Origin of the sequence: Thermithiobacillus plumbiphilus (genome assembly GCF_038070005.1) — a bacterium.
Classification (GTDB): Bacteria; Pseudomonadota; Gammaproteobacteria; order Acidithiobacillales; family Thermithiobacillaceae; genus JBBPCO01.
On sequence record NZ_JBBPCO010000006.1, the window covers coordinates 85108 to 102403 of the forward strand.

16 protein-coding genes are annotated in these 17296 nt (G+C 62.6%); 6 read left to right on the forward strand and 10 right to left on the reverse strand.

The features are described from left to right. Positions 1-134: 134 nt before the first annotated feature. From WOB96_RS07380 to WOB96_RS07390, 3 genes are all read right to left on the reverse strand, one after another. A complete protein-coding gene (locus WOB96_RS07380; protein ID WP_341370642.1) occupies positions 135-1103 on the reverse strand; it encodes an ATP-binding protein in 969 nt (322 codons plus the stop codon). After that, positions 986-1786 carry an AAA family ATPase gene (locus WOB96_RS07385; RefSeq protein ID WP_341370643.1) on the reverse strand — a complete coding sequence of 267 codons (801 nt, stop codon included), beginning with the start codon at positions 1784-1786 and terminating at the stop codon, positions 986-988. Before WOB96_RS07385 ends, WOB96_RS07380 begins: the two co-directional genes overlap by 118 nt. A 236-nt stretch (positions 1787-2022) precedes the next feature. Next, the gene (locus WOB96_RS07390; RefSeq protein ID WP_341370725.1) at positions 2023-3060 is read right to left on the reverse strand and encodes a PD-(D/E)XK nuclease family protein; all 1038 of its coding nucleotides are present in this window, start codon (positions 3058-3060) and stop codon (positions 2023-2025) included. Between WOB96_RS07390 and WOB96_RS07395 the strand changes: the two genes are divergently transcribed. Beyond that, positions 2947-3219, forward strand: coding sequence for a hypothetical protein (locus tag WOB96_RS07395; protein ID WP_341370728.1), 273 nt, complete (start codon positions 2947-2949; stop codon positions 3217-3219). The two genes, WOB96_RS07390 and WOB96_RS07395, sit on opposite strands and share 114 nt — an antisense overlap. A 97-nt stretch (positions 3220-3316) precedes the next feature. Continuing rightward, positions 3317-4210 (forward strand): hypothetical protein, encoded by an 894-nt coding sequence (locus WOB96_RS07400; protein WP_341370644.1) that lies wholly within the window; start codon positions 3317-3319, stop codon positions 4208-4210. Positions 4211-4398: 188 nt separating this feature from the next. Here the strand turns inward: WOB96_RS07400 and WOB96_RS07405 are convergent, their stop codons facing one another. The 3 genes from WOB96_RS07405 to WOB96_RS07415 form a co-directional block, all read right to left on the reverse strand. Further along, positions 4399-4863: an HVO_A0114 family putative DNA-binding protein gene (locus WOB96_RS07405; RefSeq protein ID WP_341370645.1), complete on the reverse strand. Its 465-nt coding sequence runs from the start codon at positions 4861-4863 to the stop codon at positions 4399-4401. Then, positions 4841-5164: a toxin-antitoxin system TumE family protein gene (locus tag WOB96_RS07410; RefSeq protein WP_341370646.1), complete on the reverse strand. Its 324-nt coding sequence runs from the start codon at positions 5162-5164 to the stop codon at positions 4841-4843. Before WOB96_RS07410 ends, WOB96_RS07405 begins: the two co-directional genes overlap by 23 nt. A gap of 166 nt (positions 5165-5330) precedes the next feature. Continuing rightward, positions 5331-5987 (reverse strand): cupin domain-containing protein, encoded by a 657-nt coding sequence (locus tag WOB96_RS07415; protein WP_341370647.1) that lies wholly within the window; start codon positions 5985-5987, stop codon positions 5331-5333. A gap of 158 nt (positions 5988-6145) precedes the next feature. Here WOB96_RS07415 and WOB96_RS07420 point away from each other — a divergent pair, with 158 nt between their 5' ends. Genes WOB96_RS07420 through WOB96_RS07430 form a run of 3 tightly spaced genes read left to right on the forward strand, consistent with a single transcriptional unit; the run spans position 6146 to position 8876 of the window. After that, complete coding sequence (locus WOB96_RS07420) at positions 6146-7255, forward strand: S-(hydroxymethyl)glutathione dehydrogenase/class III alcohol dehydrogenase (RefSeq protein WP_341370648.1); 1110 nt, start codon at positions 6146-6148, stop codon at positions 7253-7255. Positions 7256-7264: 9 nt separating this feature from the next. Next, positions 7265-8107 (forward strand): S-formylglutathione hydrolase, encoded by an 843-nt coding sequence (gene fghA / locus WOB96_RS07425; RefSeq protein WP_479725478.1) that lies wholly within the window; start codon positions 7265-7267, stop codon positions 8105-8107. Between the two features lie 13 nt (positions 8108-8120). Continuing rightward, positions 8121-8876 (forward strand): SDR family oxidoreductase, encoded by a 756-nt coding sequence (locus WOB96_RS07430; protein ID WP_341370649.1) that lies wholly within the window; start codon positions 8121-8123, stop codon positions 8874-8876. Positions 8877-8913: 37 nt separating this feature from the next. Here WOB96_RS07430 and WOB96_RS07435 read toward each other — a convergent pair whose 3' ends face one another. Next, positions 8914-9657 (reverse strand): dienelactone hydrolase family protein, encoded by a 744-nt coding sequence (locus tag WOB96_RS07435; protein WP_341370650.1) that lies wholly within the window; start codon positions 9655-9657, stop codon positions 8914-8916. A gap of 211 nt (positions 9658-9868) precedes the next feature. Between WOB96_RS07435 and WOB96_RS07440 the strand changes: the two genes are divergently transcribed. Beyond that, the gene (locus WOB96_RS07440) at positions 9869-12265 is read left to right on the forward strand and encodes an EAL domain-containing protein (RefSeq protein WP_341370651.1); all 2397 of its coding nucleotides are present in this window, start codon (positions 9869-9871) and stop codon (positions 12263-12265) included. Here WOB96_RS07440 and WOB96_RS07445 read toward each other — a convergent pair. The 3 genes from WOB96_RS07445 to uvrD all read right to left on the reverse strand — a co-directional run bounded on the left by WOB96_RS07445 (position 12238) and on the right by uvrD (position 17211). After that, positions 12238-13242 (reverse strand): M14 family metallopeptidase, encoded by a 1005-nt coding sequence (locus WOB96_RS07445; RefSeq protein WP_341370652.1) that lies wholly within the window; start codon positions 13240-13242, stop codon positions 12238-12240. The genes WOB96_RS07440 and WOB96_RS07445 overlap by 28 nt on opposite strands. Positions 13243-13515: 273 nt before the next feature. Continuing rightward, positions 13516-14949, reverse strand: coding sequence for a glutamate-cysteine ligase family protein (locus WOB96_RS07450; protein WP_341370653.1), 1434 nt, complete (start codon positions 14947-14949; stop codon positions 13516-13518). A gap of 105 nt (positions 14950-15054) precedes the next feature. Continuing rightward, a complete protein-coding gene (gene uvrD, locus WOB96_RS07455) occupies positions 15055-17211 on the reverse strand; it encodes a DNA helicase II (RefSeq protein WP_341370654.1) in 2157 nt (718 codons plus the stop codon). Positions 17212-17296 lie beyond the last annotated feature (85 nt).

A 17296-nucleotide genomic window follows, 5' to 3' on the forward strand; every position in this document is an offset into this window, starting at 1 on the left:
CACTGCTGCGTCTCCCAAGGACAGGTCGAAGATGAATGGGCGCAAGAAATCTGCTGTCATTATTTGTTGCATCTGGAAATGTGCAGAATAGTCGGTTTAACCATTCTTTGCACGGCAGGGCCAGCCTCACTTCCTCACATGAATCCTATCCGCTGCTTCGCGCCGGGCTTGGCCTGACACTCGGCGGCCAGTGCTTCCAGCACGCGCTGCGGGCTGACAGCCTGCGGCAACAGGCGCAGCTTGCGTTGCACGGTGGCAAAGTCACCCGGCGTGAGCCGCTCGAGACGGGCAAGCTCGCGGCGCTCGGGCATGCCGTCACGCAGGGGCAATTGCAGGCTTTTGAGCAATGCTTCCCAGAGCTTGCCAGCCTGGGCGGGTGTGAGGTAATCGAAACGGATCTTCAGGTCGAAACGGCGCAGAACGGCCGGATCGAGCCGTTCCATGAGGTTGGTGGACATGACCAGCAGGCCCTCGTAGGCCTCCATCTGCACCAGAAGCTCATTGACCTGCGTGAGCTGCCAGTGCTCGCGGGCCTGAGCGCGATCCTGCAGAAAGCTGTCGGCCTCGTCCACCAGCAGCAGGGCCCCTTGCTGACGGGCAGTCTGGAACATGCGGGCAATGGCGGCTTCGGTATCGCCGACATAGCGGCCCAGCAGGTCGGAGGCGCGGCGCTGCAGCACGGGCATGTCGAGCGTCTGGCCGAGGTAATGGGCAAAGGCGCTCTTGCCGGTGCCGGGTGGGCCATAGAGGGCAATGCGGCCACTGCGCAGCTTTGCCAGGCCCTCGGCGAGATCAGGCAGGGCGTGATCGGCATTCAGGGCGTCGAGCCGGTAGTCGAGTGCCGGGACCTGGCCGCCAGTGGCAACCGGGCCGCTCAGGCGCAGGCCCTCATCGAGCACGCGGCTGAGTACCGGCTCCAGCCTGTCGCCCGGGTAGTCGTCAAGATGGCTAGCGATGCGGGCGGCGCGCTGGATCTGCGCGGGCGTCAGTGACTCGATACGGCTGGTACGCTGCAGCCACTCGGGCGAGACCGGCAGGTTGTGAAATGCGCCATCGAGCATGCGCCGGCGCACCGATTGCGGCGGGGTACCGAGTTCGAGCACGAGATCGAAGGGCGCAGGGCGGCGGGATCGATCTGATGGACGATGTTGCTGATCCAGATGGCAGGCACGGGGTTGCTTTCGAGCAGGCGGTTGAGCCAGGACTTATGCTGGCTTTCCCGCAGGTCGCCGAAGGGCCCGAAATCAGGGAAGACGTCCTCGATTTCGTCAAAGATCAGGAGGTGCTTGCGGCTACGCGCCAGCAAGTGCTGCCCGAGCTGAAAGGCGCGAAAACGTTTTTCGCCCTTGATGGGGTTGCCGTGACGATCCTGGTCCGCCACTTCATAGGCGCTGAGACCGCATTCGCTGGCAAGTACCCGGGCCAGTTCGCTCTTGCCGGTACCCGGCGGGCCATAGAGCAGGATGTTCACGCCCTTGGTGCCGCGTGCCTGGGCGGCTTTCAGATAGTCGTGCAGCAGCCCGAAGTCCTGTTCAATGTGACTGAAGTCACCCGGCAGCAGGCGGCTGCTGCGGCTATCGGCAAAGAAGTATTGCAGCAGGAACTGGACATTGAAGTTGGCGTCGAGCAGGACCTCCTGCAGTTCGGACAGGAGTTCGAGCTTGTTGGACATGCGAAACAGGCTCTTGTCGTCGATCCAGAGCAGGCCGGTACGCGGCAGGGTAGCCCCATGTGCGAGGGCTGCGGCAATGGCATCCACTGGCTGGTCGAGCATGGTGGCGAGCACGGCGCAGGTGCGGGTGCGATCAAGGCAGCAGGCGCAGGGCCCAGAGCGCGTTGCGCCTGGAGGCGGCATCGGGCAAGCGGATATTGGAGAGATTGGCGGGCAATCTGAAGCGGTGGCTCATGCGGTATCCTCCCTGGTGATGGAGACCAGCATAGATCCGCATGGCGACAATTTATGTCGCAGTGAAAATTCTGCCGAAGATCAGGCCCACCTAGGAGCCTGCGTTCTCCTGCTTATTATTTGCTTACCGGTGCTAGCACTAGAGATCCGCAGAGCGCCTCGATCCAGCCATTCATGGCCTGAGAGATCAGGCCGAGGTCACCACCATAGCCGGGGAAATTTGCAAGCAGGAAGCGCCCGTCCGACACTTCCTTCCAGCCTGTTATTGCCAAGTTCTCCAGAATACCTCTGGCCGTAGCAGTCATGGCGGGACGCGGCTCGCCACGGATATCGAGCCTCCAGCCACTGGGCTCCAGCACAAGGTCCAGCACCAGCTTATTACCTGTTTTGAGGGGAAGGTGCAGGAAGAGCACATCCGCCAGTGAATCGGGGTCAGGCCAGAACTGCCATTTCAATCCTTTGGCACAATCTGGAAGCGGCCAGTCCCGCGCCAGCGTTTCCAGGTGGCTACGCATATCATTGCGAAGATCCTTGACAGCCTTACAGAGCTGCAGAACGCCCTTTTTATTGTCAGACTGGTTGATGAAATCAATAAAGCTTTTGTCCATGCCTGTACCCTTCTCCAGCTTGCGCAGGGAGTTGATGAAATCGGTCAGAAAGATCAGATATTTCGGATCTGCAGTGGGTACGCAGGCCTCGAGCCCTGCGAGGATCTGGTCGAACAACTGGGCATAACGCACGGGTACCCAACCGCCCACTGATGCGGTGGGGTACAGCGACAGCAAGATCCTGACCAGGGTTCGGCTGCCTTGCTCGCCTGCCAGATAGCTTTCGTATTCAGTAAAGGGATTGTAGGGAGCGGCGTAGATCTTGTTCTCTATACCGATGAGCAGATCGTCGTTCTTGATCACCAGATCCAGACGCTTGCTGTTCGCTGTCGGCACCTCCCGATTGACCTCCACTCCGGTCAAGGGATTCGACGAGACAGTCTCATGGCCAGCCGCTGCTAGCAGGGCGCGCAAGACCAGATCCCCCAATCCGTGCGCTTCAGCGGGATCGAGGTAGAAGGCGAGAATGTTGCTGCAGACGTTCTCGTAGTGCGGGAAGCCCGCGATCTCAAGAAAGGTCCGTTGCGTCGCGGGCGCCGCGGGCAGACGCTGGAAATCATTGATGAGCTGCTGCAGGTGATTGAGATCCAGGCTCACAGGGATTTCTTTGAAACATTCATGACAGCACTCATGTGGAATCCTTCTGGTGATGGCGGGTCTGGCCGCACTTTTCTCGCCCGGGCCGGGGATGGTCGAAGAATATAGCCGAATTTTTGTTTCTGGCGCAGGATATGACTGCTATGCGACAAGCCCTGTCGCATTGATCCCGCATCATGGCCTTTTGAACTGCCGGGAGCGAAGCATGTGTGGATACTGTACGGAAGCGGCCTTTCTGTTTCAGCAGTATGGCGGTTGGCAGAACGATCAACCCGAGTCCGAGCTTTCGCTCAGTGATCAGTTGCTGGCCTGGCAGATGCTGGAGCATCCCTGGCCATTGCTGCGTGAGGGCAGGCCCGGAGACCTGCTGGCCCTGGTGATCGCGTGCCGCTGGATTTGTGAGCAGTGGCATCCGGCAGCAGGCACGCCGAAAACCGTCGAGCAGGTCGCACCCCTGATGCTGCAGGCCCGGCAATATCTATCTCAGGATGCACGCCTGCCGGAGCTGCTGCAGGACCTGCTCAATCCCGCTGCCTGGCGAGACCAGGTCTGGCAGCAGACACCGCACGCCATACTGCTTTCAGCCTGTCAGGCGGTGGTGGATCATTATCTTGATGTGCTGAGCCTCGCGCCGGCAGGCCCGGATATGCCCGAACCCATACTGGTACTCGGCGGCGGAGAGGATATCACGCCGCTGCGGCCGGCGACGGGGCCTCGGCTCGAAGACTTGCTGGTGTGCCTGCCGGCTCTTTGTTTCAGTCTGGCCTGGCTGGCGCAATGGCCCGCGAAGCGCGAGCGCCTGGAATCGGTGATGCGTCATGAGCCGCGCATCAGCCCGGACTTCGGTGCGATTGTACTCTGGCCGCAGCGGCTCGCCGTCCTGTGTCTTGGCAGGCAGCAGGGGCTGGATTGGCTGCTTGCCTATCCTGCCCCGCTGCGCCCGGAGGTCCTGTACTTTGCCTGGCTGCGGCTCGATGCCTTGAAAGCAGGCGCGCAAGCCTTGTCCAGGCGGCTGGAAGCGGATAACAGCGGCTTCTATGACCCGAGCGGGGTGCTCTGGGCCTTGGGATCGAATGATACTCTCACGCTCTGCCGATGAGGGCGTGCACCTTGCCCCGGACTTCCGCCAGTTCTGCGGCAGAAACCTGGCCTTTGTGGCGTGCCTAGCGTGTGATCCAATCATTGTCCAGGGCAAAGCCATCCAGCAGCGTCGAGAGTTTGTATTCCATGGTACGAATCAGGATTTGTGCAGAGACGCACAGCACCGATTGGCATCCAGGATTCGGATTACAAGGTTGCGCGCAGCTCGAAAGATGCGGCTTCTGCCTCGACCCTTGTGCGCCGACCGTGGCTGGGATTGAGTTCAGTTTTAACCTTTAGCAAGCCATAACGTTTCATGAGTGCGACATCCCGTGCAACAGCCCGGCGATCGCGGGAAAGCTCGGCGGCAATTTCCGTAATGGAACTGGCATGTCTTCGGACAGCGCGCAGAAGCTCAATTCGACGCGGCGTCAAAACAGCTGCTAAATCCCTGGGATCCTCGAAGCTGATGCGCCGGGACGGCGCAATTGGTAGCCCCGCATCGGCTTTCCGGGCGGTTTCCTTGCCACGGGCAAAAAACGCCTCTACCGATTCGGTGCCGATGACATCTTTTGCCGGCGCATGTTCCCGCGCGGGTAGATTTGGCCGATCTTCAACTGGCTTATGTTTTTCGCCGGCCCGTTCGAGCTCACTCTTCTTGCCAGATCGCATAACACTCCTCCTGGAACCGGGTTTCGATATCTTCGTAGCTGGTGAACTCCACATCCTCTACCGCACCCCGGAAATGGCGGTGGTGATGGCCATGATTGTTGTCGTAGCCAAGGATCCGGCCATTATCCACGCCACACAACCTGGTATTGATGTATGCCAGATTATAAGCAACTACCTGGCCCGAGGCGTTCCGCCATACCTCGCGGCGAAGAATTCCGCCGCCCTTTCGCTGAAATCTTTCATCAACCACCTTCTGCAAAGCCGCTGACTTTGTGATTTTCTTTGGCTGCTTTTTGCCCATTGATTCAGTATAGACTGCAGATAGGAGTATTTATATCCCGCCTGGCGATGAGAACGGACAGTCCTGGCAAAAAGCTCATGGGCTTGGGAAACATCCCATGCACGTCGGGAGGTCAGATCGCAACAGTATTGGTAAGCGAAGACAAACGGCTGATTTAAGAAATTCGCTACCCCTCCAGATGCCCGACCTTCACGAAAATCAAGCAACCCGGCTCGCTGAAGGGCTGGTGCTGGCTCATGTGCGGGCTGCGCAGCCAGGTACCGGCCGGGTAATCGCCGAACTCATCCTGAAAAACGCCGTCCAAGACGAAGATCTCTTCACCGCCGTAATGCCGGTGCGGCTGGAAATGCGTACCCGGCTGCCAGCGCACCAGCGCGGTGTGCTCGGTGGCGAATTCCGCCAGCGGCAGTACCGTCAGGCCCTCCTCCAGGCCGGGGCGCCAGGCGGCGCTATGGGTATCGATGACCACGCGCTGGCTATCGGCGGGGTCCTGATAGCGCAGCTTCACCAGCAGCACGCAGCCGTCCGGGCTGTAGGGCGCGTGCACGGAGTTGTGTGGATTGCGCAGATAGGTACCGGCGGGATATTCACCGAGTTCATCGGCGAAGGTGCCCTCCAGCACCAGGATCTCCTCGCCCCGGGGATGGTTGTGCTGGCTGAACCGCGCGCCTGGCGCATAGCGGACGATGGAGGTGGCGCGCGCCTGCTCCGCGCCATTGCGCTCCAGCATCTTGCGCTCCACGCCCGGTAAAGGTGAGGGCTGCCAGGGTATATTGTTGGTGTCGATGGCGACACGCTCGGCATGGTCGGCATTGATGAGCATGGAATGACCTATGGTTTCCTTAAGGTGGGTATATTACGTTAGAGTACATACTTCACAATGCGTTGGCTATCGGTTACAACTAGCACATCCGTGCCGGCCCCTGCCGGCATCCTTTCACTGGCAGATCCTCTGCCCCGGATTCAGATTCAGGAGACCCCATGGACGTACGCGCAGCAGTCGCCTTTCAGGCCGGCAAGCCCCTTTCCATCGAAACCGTGCAGTTGCAAGGCCCCCGGGCCGGCGAGGTGCTGGTCGAGATCAAGGCCACCGGGGTCTGTCATACCGATGCCTTCACCTTGTCCGGCGCCGACCCCGAGGGCCTGTTTCCGGCCATCCTCGGCCATGAGGGCGCGGGCGTGGTGGTGGAGGTCGGGCCGGGCGTCAAGTCGGTCAAGCCGGGCGACCACGTCATCCCGCTCTACACCCCCGAGTGCCGCGAATGCGAGTATTGCCTCAACCCCAAGACCAACCTCTGTCAGGCGATTCGCCCCACCCAGGGCCGGGGCGTGATGCCCGATGGCAGCAGCCGCTTTTCGATCAATGGCGAGATGATCCATCACTACATGGGCACGTCCACCTTCGCCAACTACACGGTGCTACCCGAGATCGCGGTGGCCAAGATCCGCGAGGACGCGCCCTTTGACAAGGTCTGCTACATCGGCTGCGGCGTGACCACCGGCATCGGCGCGGTAATCTATACCGCCAAGGTCGAGCCCGGCAGCAAGGTGGTGGTCTTTGGCCTGGGCGGCATCGGGCTCAATGTGATCCAGGGCGCGCGCATGGCCGGCGCCGACATGATCGTGGGCGTGGACATCAATCCCGCCAAGCGCGAACTGGCCGAGAGGTTCGGCATGACTCACTTCGTGAATCCGCGTGAGGTCGAGGGCGACCTGGTGCCCTATCTGGTCGATATCACCAAAGGCGGCGCGGATTACAGCTTCGAGTGCGTCGGCAACTCGACCCTGATGCGTCAGGCCCTGGAGTGCGCCCATAAGGGCTGGGGCACCAGCGTGATCATCGGCGTGGCCGGCGCCGGCGAGGAGATCAGCACCCGGCCCTTCCAGCTCGTCACCGGGCGCAACTGGCGCGGCTCGGCCTTCGGCGGCGCGCGCGGGCGCACCGATGTCCCGAAGATCGTGGACTGGTACATGGAGGGCAAGATCAATATCGATGATCTAATCACCCACGTCATGCCCCTGGAGCGCATCAACGATGCCTTTGACCTGATGCACGAGGGCAAGTCCATCCGCAGCGTCATCACCTTCTAGGGAGGCCGCATGACTCTGGAACTGCTGGCCGAGCACCAGTGCTTTGATGGCGCGGTGCACTACTACCGACATCCCTCCAAGGCTTGCGATGCGCCGATGCGCTTTGGCATTTACCTGCCGCCGCAGGCCAGCCAGGGCCCGCTGCCGGTGCTCTATTATCTGGCGGGTCTGACATGCACCGAGGAGACTTTTCTGATCAAGGGCGGGGCCCAGCGCCTGGCCGCCGAACTCGGCATCATCCTGGTGGCGCCTGATACCAGCCCGCGCGATACCGGCATCGCGGGCGAGGACACGGACTGGGACTTCGGCAGCGGCGCGGGGTTTTATCTGGATGCCAGCGAGGCGCCCTGGGCGCAGCATTACCGCATGTACAGCTATGTCACGGCGGAACTGCCGGCGCTGCTGGCCGAGCATTTTCCTGTTGATCCCCAGCGCCATAGCATCTTCGGCCACTCCATGGGCGGGCATGGGGCGCTGGTCTGCGCCCTGAAAAACCCGGACCGCTACCGCTCCGTCTCGGCCTTCGCGCCCATCGGCGCACCGATGCAGAGTCCCTGGGGCGAGAAGGCCTTCTCGGGCTATCTTGGTGCGGATCGCGCAAGCTGGCGCGCCTGGGACGCCAGCGAACTGGTGCGCGAGCATCAACTGGCAAGCCCCATCCTGATCGATCAGGGCACGGCGGACAAATTCCTGCACGCGCAGCTCAAGCCCGAGCTTTTCGAAGCCGCCTGCCGCGAGTCCGGGCAAAGGCTCGAACTGCGCCTGCAACCAGGCTATGACCACAGCTATTACTTCATCTCAAGCTTCATGGCGGAGCACCTCCGCTTCCACGCAGCATATCTGAAAGCCTGACAAGGAGATTCACATGACGAACTTAGCGGGCAAGCGCGCCTGGGTCACCGGCGCATCCAGTGGTATCGGCGAGGCCACGGCTATTGCATTGGCCAAGGCAGGCGCAGAGGTGGTGCTCTCGGCCCGGCGCGAGGAGCGCTTGCGAGAGGTCGCGCAAAGCATCCAGAACGCAGGCGGCAAGGCGCAGATCAAACCTGTGGATGTAGCGGATCGCAGCGCCATGGAGCAGCTCGGCAAGGCACTCGAATCCATGGGCGGCATCGATATCCTCATCAACAACGCCGGTCTGATGCCGCTTGCGCCCATGCTCGATGGTCGCGTGGACGAGTGGGAGCAGATGATCGACATCAACATCAAGGGCCTGCTCTACGCCATCAACGCCGTACTGCCGGGCATGGCCCAGCGCAAACGCGGGCACATCGTCAATCTCGGTTCGGTGGCCGGGCGCGTGACCTTCACCGGCGGCGCGGTCTACTGTGGCACCAAGTTCGCGGTGCGCGCCATCTCCGACGCCCTGCGCAAGGAAGGCACGCAATTTGGGCTACGTGTGACCGACATCCAGCCGGGTGCTGTGGCGACCGAACTACCCCTGTCGATCCGCTCGGAAGCGGTGCGCGAGATGGCCACCGGCGCCGGCGGCTTCTACGGACCGGACACCGAGATCCTGCAGGCCGAGGATATCGCCAATGCCATCCTCTACGCCGTCACTCAGCCGCCGCATGTGGATGTCAGCGAACTGCTGATCCGCCCGCAGCGCCAGGAGGTTTGAGGCGGCGGGGCGGCGGGGCGCCGCTATCCCGCAAATCTCAGGGCCGGTCGTGCAGGTGGCGGCGAAACAGTCCAAGGGTGAGTTCCCAGGCCTCCTCGGCCGCGCTTTGCTTGTAGCTCTTGCGCTGGTCGCAGAAAAAGCCGTGGCCGGTGTTGTGAAACACGCGCATCAGAAAATCCCGATGCGCCGTGGTGAAGGCCTCGGCAATGCGGCCATGCTCATCGGCATGGATGGAGGTGTCCTGGGCGCCATAATAGAGCGCGACCGGGCCATGCATGTCCTTGATGTGATCCAGCAACGCGGGCCGGCCAAATGGATCGCTGGCCGGTGCGATGCCGGCGCCATAGAAGCAGGCTGCCGCCCGTGAGCGCTCGCCAAAGCGCTGGTGCGCGAGAAAGGCGAAGCGCCCGCCCATACAAAATCCCATCACCCCGAGCGCGCCGGCATCCACCGCGTCGAGATTCGCCAGATGATCCAGGGCCTGCCCGGCTTCCCGCATCACCTGATCGTCATCCAGAGTCCTGAGCCGCGAGATGGCGCCATCCATGTCCTCATAGCTGTACACGTCCCCGTGATAGATGTCCGGCGCCAGGGCCGCGATGCCCGCACCCGCGAGCCGCCGGCAGACATCCTGAATATGCCCATTGAGCCCGAAGGCCTCGATGAACACCAGCACCGCCGGGAAGGGCCCCTCGCCTGCCGGCAAGGCCAGATAACCGGACAGGCCCGGTGCGATCTCGCGCATGCCAGCCTCAGCTAGCGCATGCTCATTTTGCGTCATACCAGCCTCCTCGATCGCTGTCGTGCAAATCCCTGTTCGCGGACCTCAGGGAACAGCAAAGCCGCTGGCCGGGCAAGCGGCCCAAAGTCGGGGAAGCCCACCGTCATTGGCCAAAACCTGCAATTCCGGCATTTGCGACTATTCTTTCTGGTACCAAAGAGAGAAACCTGCCGTCGCCAGGCGGCAAGGCACAAGAAAAGAGAACGCCATAATGGCCCCACCGGCTTCAAAACGCCTGATCGGCTTTGGCTTTACCCTCGTGCTCGCGCTCATGACGCTGCTGACGCTCGTGGGATTGCTGCGCATGAAGGACATCTACCGGCATCTGGAAACCACCGCCAACGTGCACAACGTCAAGGCCGGGCTGGCATCGGCCATGCGCACCGCCGCCCGGGAACGGGCCGTGAGCCTCTACACCATGAGCCTCATGGATGAGCCCTTCGAGCGGGATGCGGAATTCCTGCGTTTCAACACGCTGGCCACGAAGTTCACGCGCGCCCGCCAGCAACTGCTGGCCATGCCGATCAGCGAGGAAGAACTGCGCCTGCTCGAGCGCCAGGCAGCCCTGGCCCGGATCAATCAGCCCCTGCAGAACGAGGTGGCGGACCTGATCATCGAGAGCAATCCATCCGCCAAGCACATTCTCCTGACCCGCGTGATGCCGATCCAGAACAAGGTCCTGGCGGAACTCGATGAAATGGTGGCGATGCAACAGAGAAAATCCATTCAGGGCTTTCAAGCCGCCGCGCATGCCTATCGGGCCGCGCAAGTTTCCATCATCGTGCTTGGCAGCCTCGCCATGGGCCTGGGCATTCTGATTGCCCGGCTCGTGACCCGCCGGGTAACCGAGGCGGAAGATGCCCTTTTCCAGGAAAAGGAGCTGGCCGAGGTCACCCTGCATTCCATCGGCGACGCCGTCATCACCACCAATGCCCAGGGATATATCGGCTTCATGAACCCCGTGGCGGAAGAGATGACGGGCTGGTCCCTGAGCGAGGCCAGAGGGGAGCAGCTCGGCAAGATCCTGCAACTGTTCAACAGCAGCACCCTGGAGCAGATGGAACATCCGCTGAGCCTGCTGCCGACGAAAGATGCCAGCGAACAGCAGCACACCCTGCTGTTGCGCCGCGATGGCCGCGAATACGCCGTGGCCCACTCCTGGGCGCCGATCCGCAACCGTACAGGCCGGCTCATGGGCGCCGTGGTGGTCTTCCACGATGTGACCACCGCGCGTCAGCTCGCCCAGCAACTATCCTGGCAGGCCTGCCACGACGCCCTGACAGGGCTGGCCAACCGGCATCAGTTCGAGGAGCGCATGGCCCAGTTGCTCGACAGCGCCCGGGCTCAGGGCAAGATGCATGTGCTGCTCTACATCGATCTCGACCAGTTCAAGATCGTCAATGACACCTGCGGCCACATGGCCGGCGACGAGCTGCTGCGCCAGATCGCCCTGCTCATGCAAAACCATACCCGCAGCACGGATCTGGTCGCCCGTCTGGGCGGAGACGAGTTCGCGCTGCTGCTGAAGGATTGTGACCAGATCCAGGGTGAGCGCATTGCCGAAACCCTGCGCCGCGACATTGCCGACTGGCGCTTCGTCTGGGAGGACCGCAGCTTTTCCGTGGGCGCCAGCATGGGCCTGGTGCCCATCCGTCCCGACACGCCCAGTCTGACGGCGCTTTTGAGTGCCGCGGACGCAGCCTGCTATGCCGCCAAGGACAATGGCCGCAACCGCGTTCACAGCTTCCGGCCGGATGACGGCGAGCTGGCCCGACGCCACGGCGAGATGCAGTGGGTATTCCGCATCCAGCAGGCCATCGAGGAAAACCGCCTCACCCTGTACTGCCAAACCATCCTGCCGGCCTTGCCGGCCGCCAGCGAGCCCCGGCATATCGAGATCCTGCTGCGCATGCGCGACGAGCAGGGCGAGCTGATCCCGCCCATGGCCTTCATACCGTCCGCCGAACGCTATCATCTGATGCCGGCCCTGGACCGCTGGGTGATCCAGCACACCCTGGACTGGCTGGCCAACCGTTCATCCGCTGAGAGAAACACCTTCCAGCGCTGCTTCATCAACATATCCGGGCAGTCGCTCTGCGAACCCGGATTCCTGAATTTCGTCACCCAAGCCATCCAGGCCAGCAAGGTCCAGCCGGAGCGGGTCTGTTTCGAGATCACCGAAACCAGCGCCATCGCCAATCTGAGCCAGGCACGCCAGTTCATGCACGAACTCAAGGCCCTGGGCTGTCACTTCTCGCTGGATGACTTCGGCAGCGGCATGTCTTCCTTTGGTTACCTGAAGAACCTGCCGGTGGATTATCTCAAGATCGATGGTGCCTTCGTGCGCGACATGACGGACGATCCGGTGGATCAGGCCATGGTGGAAGCCATCAACCGCATCGGTCAGGTGCTGGGCATCCAGACCATCGCCGAGTTTGTCGAAAATGACGCGATCCGGGGGGCGGTGAGCGCCATCGGCGTTGATTTCGTGCAGGGCTTCGGACTGCATCGCCCGAGCGCGCTCGACAGCTTTGCGCTGGAAATCCAGCCTCACGATCACGCTGACTTGATAGCCCACGCTCAGATATCCAGGCGCTCCATGAAGTAGCACAGGCAGTCCTGCCGGATCACGCGGGTGTCCAGGGTCAACATCGACGGCATCACCCGCCGCGCCGTGCGGATCTCGCCGCCATCACGAGAAAAGTAGCGCGCGCTGACATCCTCGCCGGTCTCATTGTGAGCCGCCAGGCCCGCATGGCTTCCCGTGCGCGCCCAGCCCAGCAGGGTACCGGCCGGCAGTTCGCGGAAGTTGAGATAATCGAGATCCCCCAGCAGGCGCAGCTCGGTATCGGCCTCGCCAAAGCCGAAGGAGACCGCCGGCGGCACGGTCACGATGGCCACGGTGTGAAATAAATCGATGTCGTGCGCGGCCACCGGATGTGCCGGGAGCTCCGCCAGATGCAGGCAGGCCTCCACGAATTCGCGCGCGTGCTCGATGCCGTAATCCTGGCCGGGTTGCCCGCACTCGATGGTCACGGATGGACACAGCTCGGCAAAGGCCATGCTCTGCACCCCGGTGGGCCGCAGAAAATACACCACGGTGCGCCCGAACAGGGTGGCCAGATGCAGGAAAGCATCATCCAGCCGGTTGACGCAGGCGTAATGCGGGTTCAGACCGGTGTTGTTGTGGATGTCGATGCTGGCGAAGACGCGCCTTGCGCGCATGATATCGACAATATCGCGCATCATGGCGTGCTCGGGGGAATCGCCGGGCTCACCACCGGGCCAGATGCGGTTGTAGTCCGGCTGGCCGTCCAGCCGCCGCAGGCCAAAGCGCGCGGCGCTGACATTGCCGGTAAAGATCGACAGCGCCCGGGGCAGTTCGCGGTCCTGATACTCTCTCAACAAGGCCTGCATCGCCCGCAGGCCGGTATCCTCGTTGCCATGCAGCAACATGGACACGAAAACTGGCTCCGGCCGGCGGCCCGGCAGATGGATCAGGGCCGGATCGGGCAGGATCTCGTGCAGGCGCGTCGCGTCCAGGTCGAGAAAACCCGGCGGCAGATGGTCGAGTATGGTCAGCATCGCTTCATTCCAGCGGGTTTGCGACAGTCCACATCCGCCCTCCTCATGATACGCCCGCAAAGCCCCGGGCTCACCCTTAAAAAATGACTGAAAACAGAGCAACCCAGGACAGGATCACCAGCACCACGACCACCCATAAGACACTATTGGAAAGCACGCGATTGAGGGAGAAATTGTTACGGGGCATGGACACATCCTCCATTGTCTTGGAATCAACAGGTCCAGAAACACAGGTCCGGCATGCACTGCCCGGGCCGCCACGGCAGGACAGTCTCAGACCGACCAGCCATGCACCGGCTTGGCACTCGCCTGATGCGCCAGGTAGGCAGCCGTCAGCTTGTGCATGTCCGGCCCGTGCCGCGCCACCCAGGCACGCTGCCAGGCAGCGCCATTCTGCCCACTCTCGGCCCGCGCCTCGATGATGCCGAGATAATGATCGCGATCCGCCGCGTCCAGCCCCAGGCTGTCCAATCCCGCATGGGCCAGCGGCAGCAGGGACTCCAGTATCAAGGTGCGGACATTGGCCTGCCGGCCCTCCAGCCAGAAGATTTCAGCACGCAGTCCATCCCGCGCGGCAGCATAGAAATTGGCGCTGGCGGCCTCGAAATCGAGCAGGGATTCCGGTGCCGGGTCCTGGCGCGCCAGGGCATGCACCAATCCAAAATAAAAGGCGGCATTGGCGATCATGTCCGGCACGCTGGGTCCAGCGGGCACCACCCGATGCTCGAGGCGCAGGTGCGGCAGACCATTCCCGCTGAAGCCGATCAATGGCCGGTTCCAACGCCAGATAGTGCCATTGTGCAGGCGCAGATGTTGCAAAAGTGCCGGATCGGCATCCGTATGCAGGGGCAACAATACTGGATAGCGATCCAGATTCTCTAGAAAGCAGGGTAGCAGGGAATCCCGCATGTAACCGCTACCAAAGGTCACCCGGTTACGGGACAGCGCGAGCTCATCCGGATCATCATCGACGGCGGTGGATTGCTCGAACAGCGGAATGCGGGTCTCGTCCCAGAGATCCTTGCCAAAAAGATAGGGTGAGTTCGCACTGATGGCCACCATGGGCGCGGACAGAATGGTCGCGGCATTGTAGAAACGCGCCGCCTCCCGGGCCGAAACCTGCAGGTGAATCTGGAAGGAGGTCGCCGCCGACTCAAGCATTACGTCGCGATGTTCAGTTTGCAGCAGCTCCCGCCCCTGGATATCCAGACGCAAGGGCCGCAGATGCCGCTGGCGCAGCACCTGCCGATTCAGCGCCCGATAGCGCTTCAGCGGCGACATGTTGCCAAGGTTCAGTTCAGATTCACGCACCGTGGGCAGGATGCCGATCATCAGCAGTTGCGCATCGAGCTGCCCGGCGACCTCGCGGCAGGAATCCCACTGCGCCGCCAGGCCTGCCGCCATCCGGCGCAGGACAGCGTCCCGCAGTTCTAGCGGCTGGCTATTGAATTCCAGGTTGAAGCAGGCCAGTTCGGGCACTACCAGCGGGCTGCCGAGCCGCTCTATCAACTGCTGATTCAGGGGGGCGGGCTGCATCGCCCGATCCACGATCCAGGCCTCCAGTTCATAGCCCGCCCGCTCCGGACCTTCATCAAAATGCCCCTCGCGGAACCACGCTGCCAGCAGGTCCGTTTCGCGATGCAGATGTTCGAGAAAGCGTGCGGCATCATCTGCCGTGAATGTGCTGCTGTCGATCTCGACACCCATGGCGACCTCCTGTCCATGAGCAAAACTATAGCGCGAGACCGATACTGAATCCTCAGACCATTTCCAGAGCCCGTGCGTTTGCTGCGCGCCAGGACCAGCCAGCAGTTACACCAGCTCCAGCTTGACCACGCCCAGCGCCAGCCACTTCACGCCCACGCTCTCGAAATTGATCTGGATGCGCCCCTGGCGCGCCCCGCCCTCGTAATTGAGCACCATGCCCTCGCCAAAGACCGGGTGACGGATGCGGCTGCCCAGTGGGAAAGGCAGGTCGGCGGCAAGCTGTCTCACGGCCCCCGATCCCTGGGCCATGCGCGGCGCATCGTCATAGACCGGCCGGCTCACCCGCGGGCGCGGGCGCAACTCCTCGATCAGCTCGCCGGGGATATCGCGCAGGAAGCGCGAGGGTAGACAACTGCGCTCCGTGCCATGCAGGCGGCGCGACTCGGCATAGCTCAGCACCAACTGGCGCATGGCGCGGGTCATGCCGACATAGCACAGCCGCCGCTCCTCCATCATGCCCTTGCTGTCCTCCAGGCTACGCATGTGCGGGAACAGCCCTTCCTCCAGTCCCACCAGAAACACCAGCGGGAACTCCAGGCCCTTGGCACTGTGCAGGCTCATCAGGTGCACGCAATCGCTCCAAGCCTCCGCCTGCCCCTCGCCCGCCTCCAGCGCGGCATGGGTCAGGAACTCCTGCAACTGGGCACGGCGATCCGCCATCTCCGGCTCCAGGCTGGCCTGATTGCGAAACACCCGCGCGGCGGTGATGAGCTCGTCGAGATTCTCCTCCCGCGCCTCGGCCCGATCACTCTGGCGGGCATACCAGTCGCGCAGGCCGGAATCCTGGATCACGCCCGCTATCATGGCATCCAGCGATTGATCCTGAAAGCGCTGCGCCAGCTCATCGATGAGATTCAGGAAACCCGCCAGCTTGCGCCCCGGCGCGCCGCCAAGCAGGCCTGCCGCCTGCCACAATGAAATTCCCTGGTCCCGCACCACGGCGCGCAACTGGTCCAGGGTGCCCGGCCCGATGCCACGCGCCGGCACGTTCACCACCCGCTCAAACGCGGCGTCGTCATGGCGGTTGTGCAGCAGGCGCAGATAGGCCAGGGCATCCTTGACCTCGGCGCGGTCAAAGAAACGCAGACCACCGTAGACCCGGTATGGCATCCCCTGCTGCACCAGCACCTCTTCAAAGGCGCGGCTCTGGGCATTGGCGCGGTACAGGATGGCGCACTCGTCATGCCGCCCGCCCGCCGCCACCCACTGCTGGATGCGCGAGACCACATAGCGCGCCTCGTCCACCTCGCTGTAGGCGGCATAGAGCTGGATCGGGCTCTGATCCGGGGAGTCGGTCCACAGGGTCTTGCCCATGCGGTCGGGATTGAAGCTGATCACGGCGTTGGCGGCATCCAGAATGGTCTGGGTCGAGCGGTAGTTCTGCTCCAGCCGGATCAGGGTGGTGCCGCGAAAGTCCTCGCCGAAACGCAGCAGGTTCTCCACCCGCGCGCCGCGCCAGCCATAGATGGCCTGATCGTCGTCGCCCACCACGAAGAGATTGCCGTGAGCCTCGGCCAGGGTGCGCAGCCAGTGGTACTGCACCAGATTGGTGTCCTGGAACTCGTCCACCAGCACATGCCGGAAGCGCTGCTGGTATTGTTGCAGAATTGCCGGATCGCGCCACAGCCGCAGGGCATAGAGCAGCAGGTCGGCGAAATCCACCAGGCCCGCGCGCATCTTCAGTGCCTCATAGGCGCGGTAGACGCGCAGGCCCTGGGCGCTCAGGCCATCCTCGGTCGCTACCTCATCCGGGGCCAGGCCCTCGTCCTTCCAGCGATTGATCAGGCCTGCCAGCATGCGCGGCGGCCAGGCCTTCTCGTCCAGCCCGAGCTCGCGCAGCACCCGCTTGACCAAGCGCAACTGGTCGTCGCTGTCGAGGATCTGAAAATTCTCCGGCAGGCCGACCGCGCCATGGTGCATGCGCAACAAACGGTGCGCCAGGCCATGAAAGGTGCCGACCCAGAGCGAGCGCACGTCCACGTCCAGCAGCCGACTGGTGCGCTCGCGCATCTCGGCCGCCGCCTTGTTGGTGAAGGTCACCGCCAGAATCTCGCGCGGCGACAGGCCGGATTCCACCAGATGGGCGATGCGATGGGTCAGCACGCGGGTCTTGCCGGAACCGGCGCCCGCCAGCACCAGGGCCGGCCCGCCGGGCAGGGTCACCGCCGCGAGTTGGCGGGGGTTCAGGGAGGGATTTGTCATCCCGACAGTATATAACAAAGGGGGGTGCTGGGGGGTATCGAGCAGGATGGTTCTGCTTCCAGGAAAACTGCTGCCGACTTATTGA

Bases quoted from the DNA above. Each gene is read 5' to 3' on its own strand.
- WOB96_RS07400 (WP_341370644.1), top strand. From the start codon at position 3,317: ATGTGTGGATACTGTACGGAAGCGGCCTTTCTGTTTCAGCAGTATGGC.
- WOB96_RS07405 (WP_341370645.1), bottom strand. From the start codon at position 4,863: ATGCGATCTGGCAAGAAGAGTGAGCTCGAACGGGCCGGCGAAAAACAT.
- WOB96_RS07410 (WP_341370646.1), bottom strand. From the start codon at position 5,164: ATGGGCAAAAAGCAGCCAAAGAAAATCACAAAGTCAGCGGCTTTGCAG.
- WOB96_RS07415 (WP_341370647.1), bottom strand. From the start codon at position 5,987: ATGCTCATCAATGCCGACCATGCCGAGCGTGTCGCCATCGACACCAAC.
- WOB96_RS07420 (WP_341370648.1), top strand. From the start codon at position 6,146: ATGGACGTACGCGCAGCAGTCGCCTTTCAGGCCGGCAAGCCCCTTTCC.
- fghA (WP_479725478.1), top strand. From the start codon at position 7,265: ATGACTCTGGAACTGCTGGCCGAGCACCAGTGCTTTGATGGCGCGGTG.
- WOB96_RS07430 (WP_341370649.1), top strand. From the start codon at position 8,121: ATGACGAACTTAGCGGGCAAGCGCGCCTGGGTCACCGGCGCATCCAGT.
- WOB96_RS07435 (WP_341370650.1), bottom strand. From the start codon at position 9,657: ATGACGCAAAATGAGCATGCGCTAGCTGAGGCTGGCATGCGCGAGATC.
- WOB96_RS07440 (WP_341370651.1), top strand. From the start codon at position 9,869: ATGGCCCCACCGGCTTCAAAACGCCTGATCGGCTTTGGCTTTACCCTC.
- WOB96_RS07445 (WP_341370652.1), bottom strand. From the start codon at position 13,242: ATGCTGACCATACTCGACCATCTGCCGCCGGGTTTTCTCGACCTGGAC.
- WOB96_RS07450 (WP_341370653.1), bottom strand. From the start codon at position 14,949: ATGGGTGTCGAGATCGACAGCAGCACATTCACGGCAGATGATGCCGCA.
- uvrD (WP_341370654.1), bottom strand. From the start codon at position 17,211: ATGACAAATCCCTCCCTGAACCCCCGCCAACTCGCGGCGGTGACCCTG.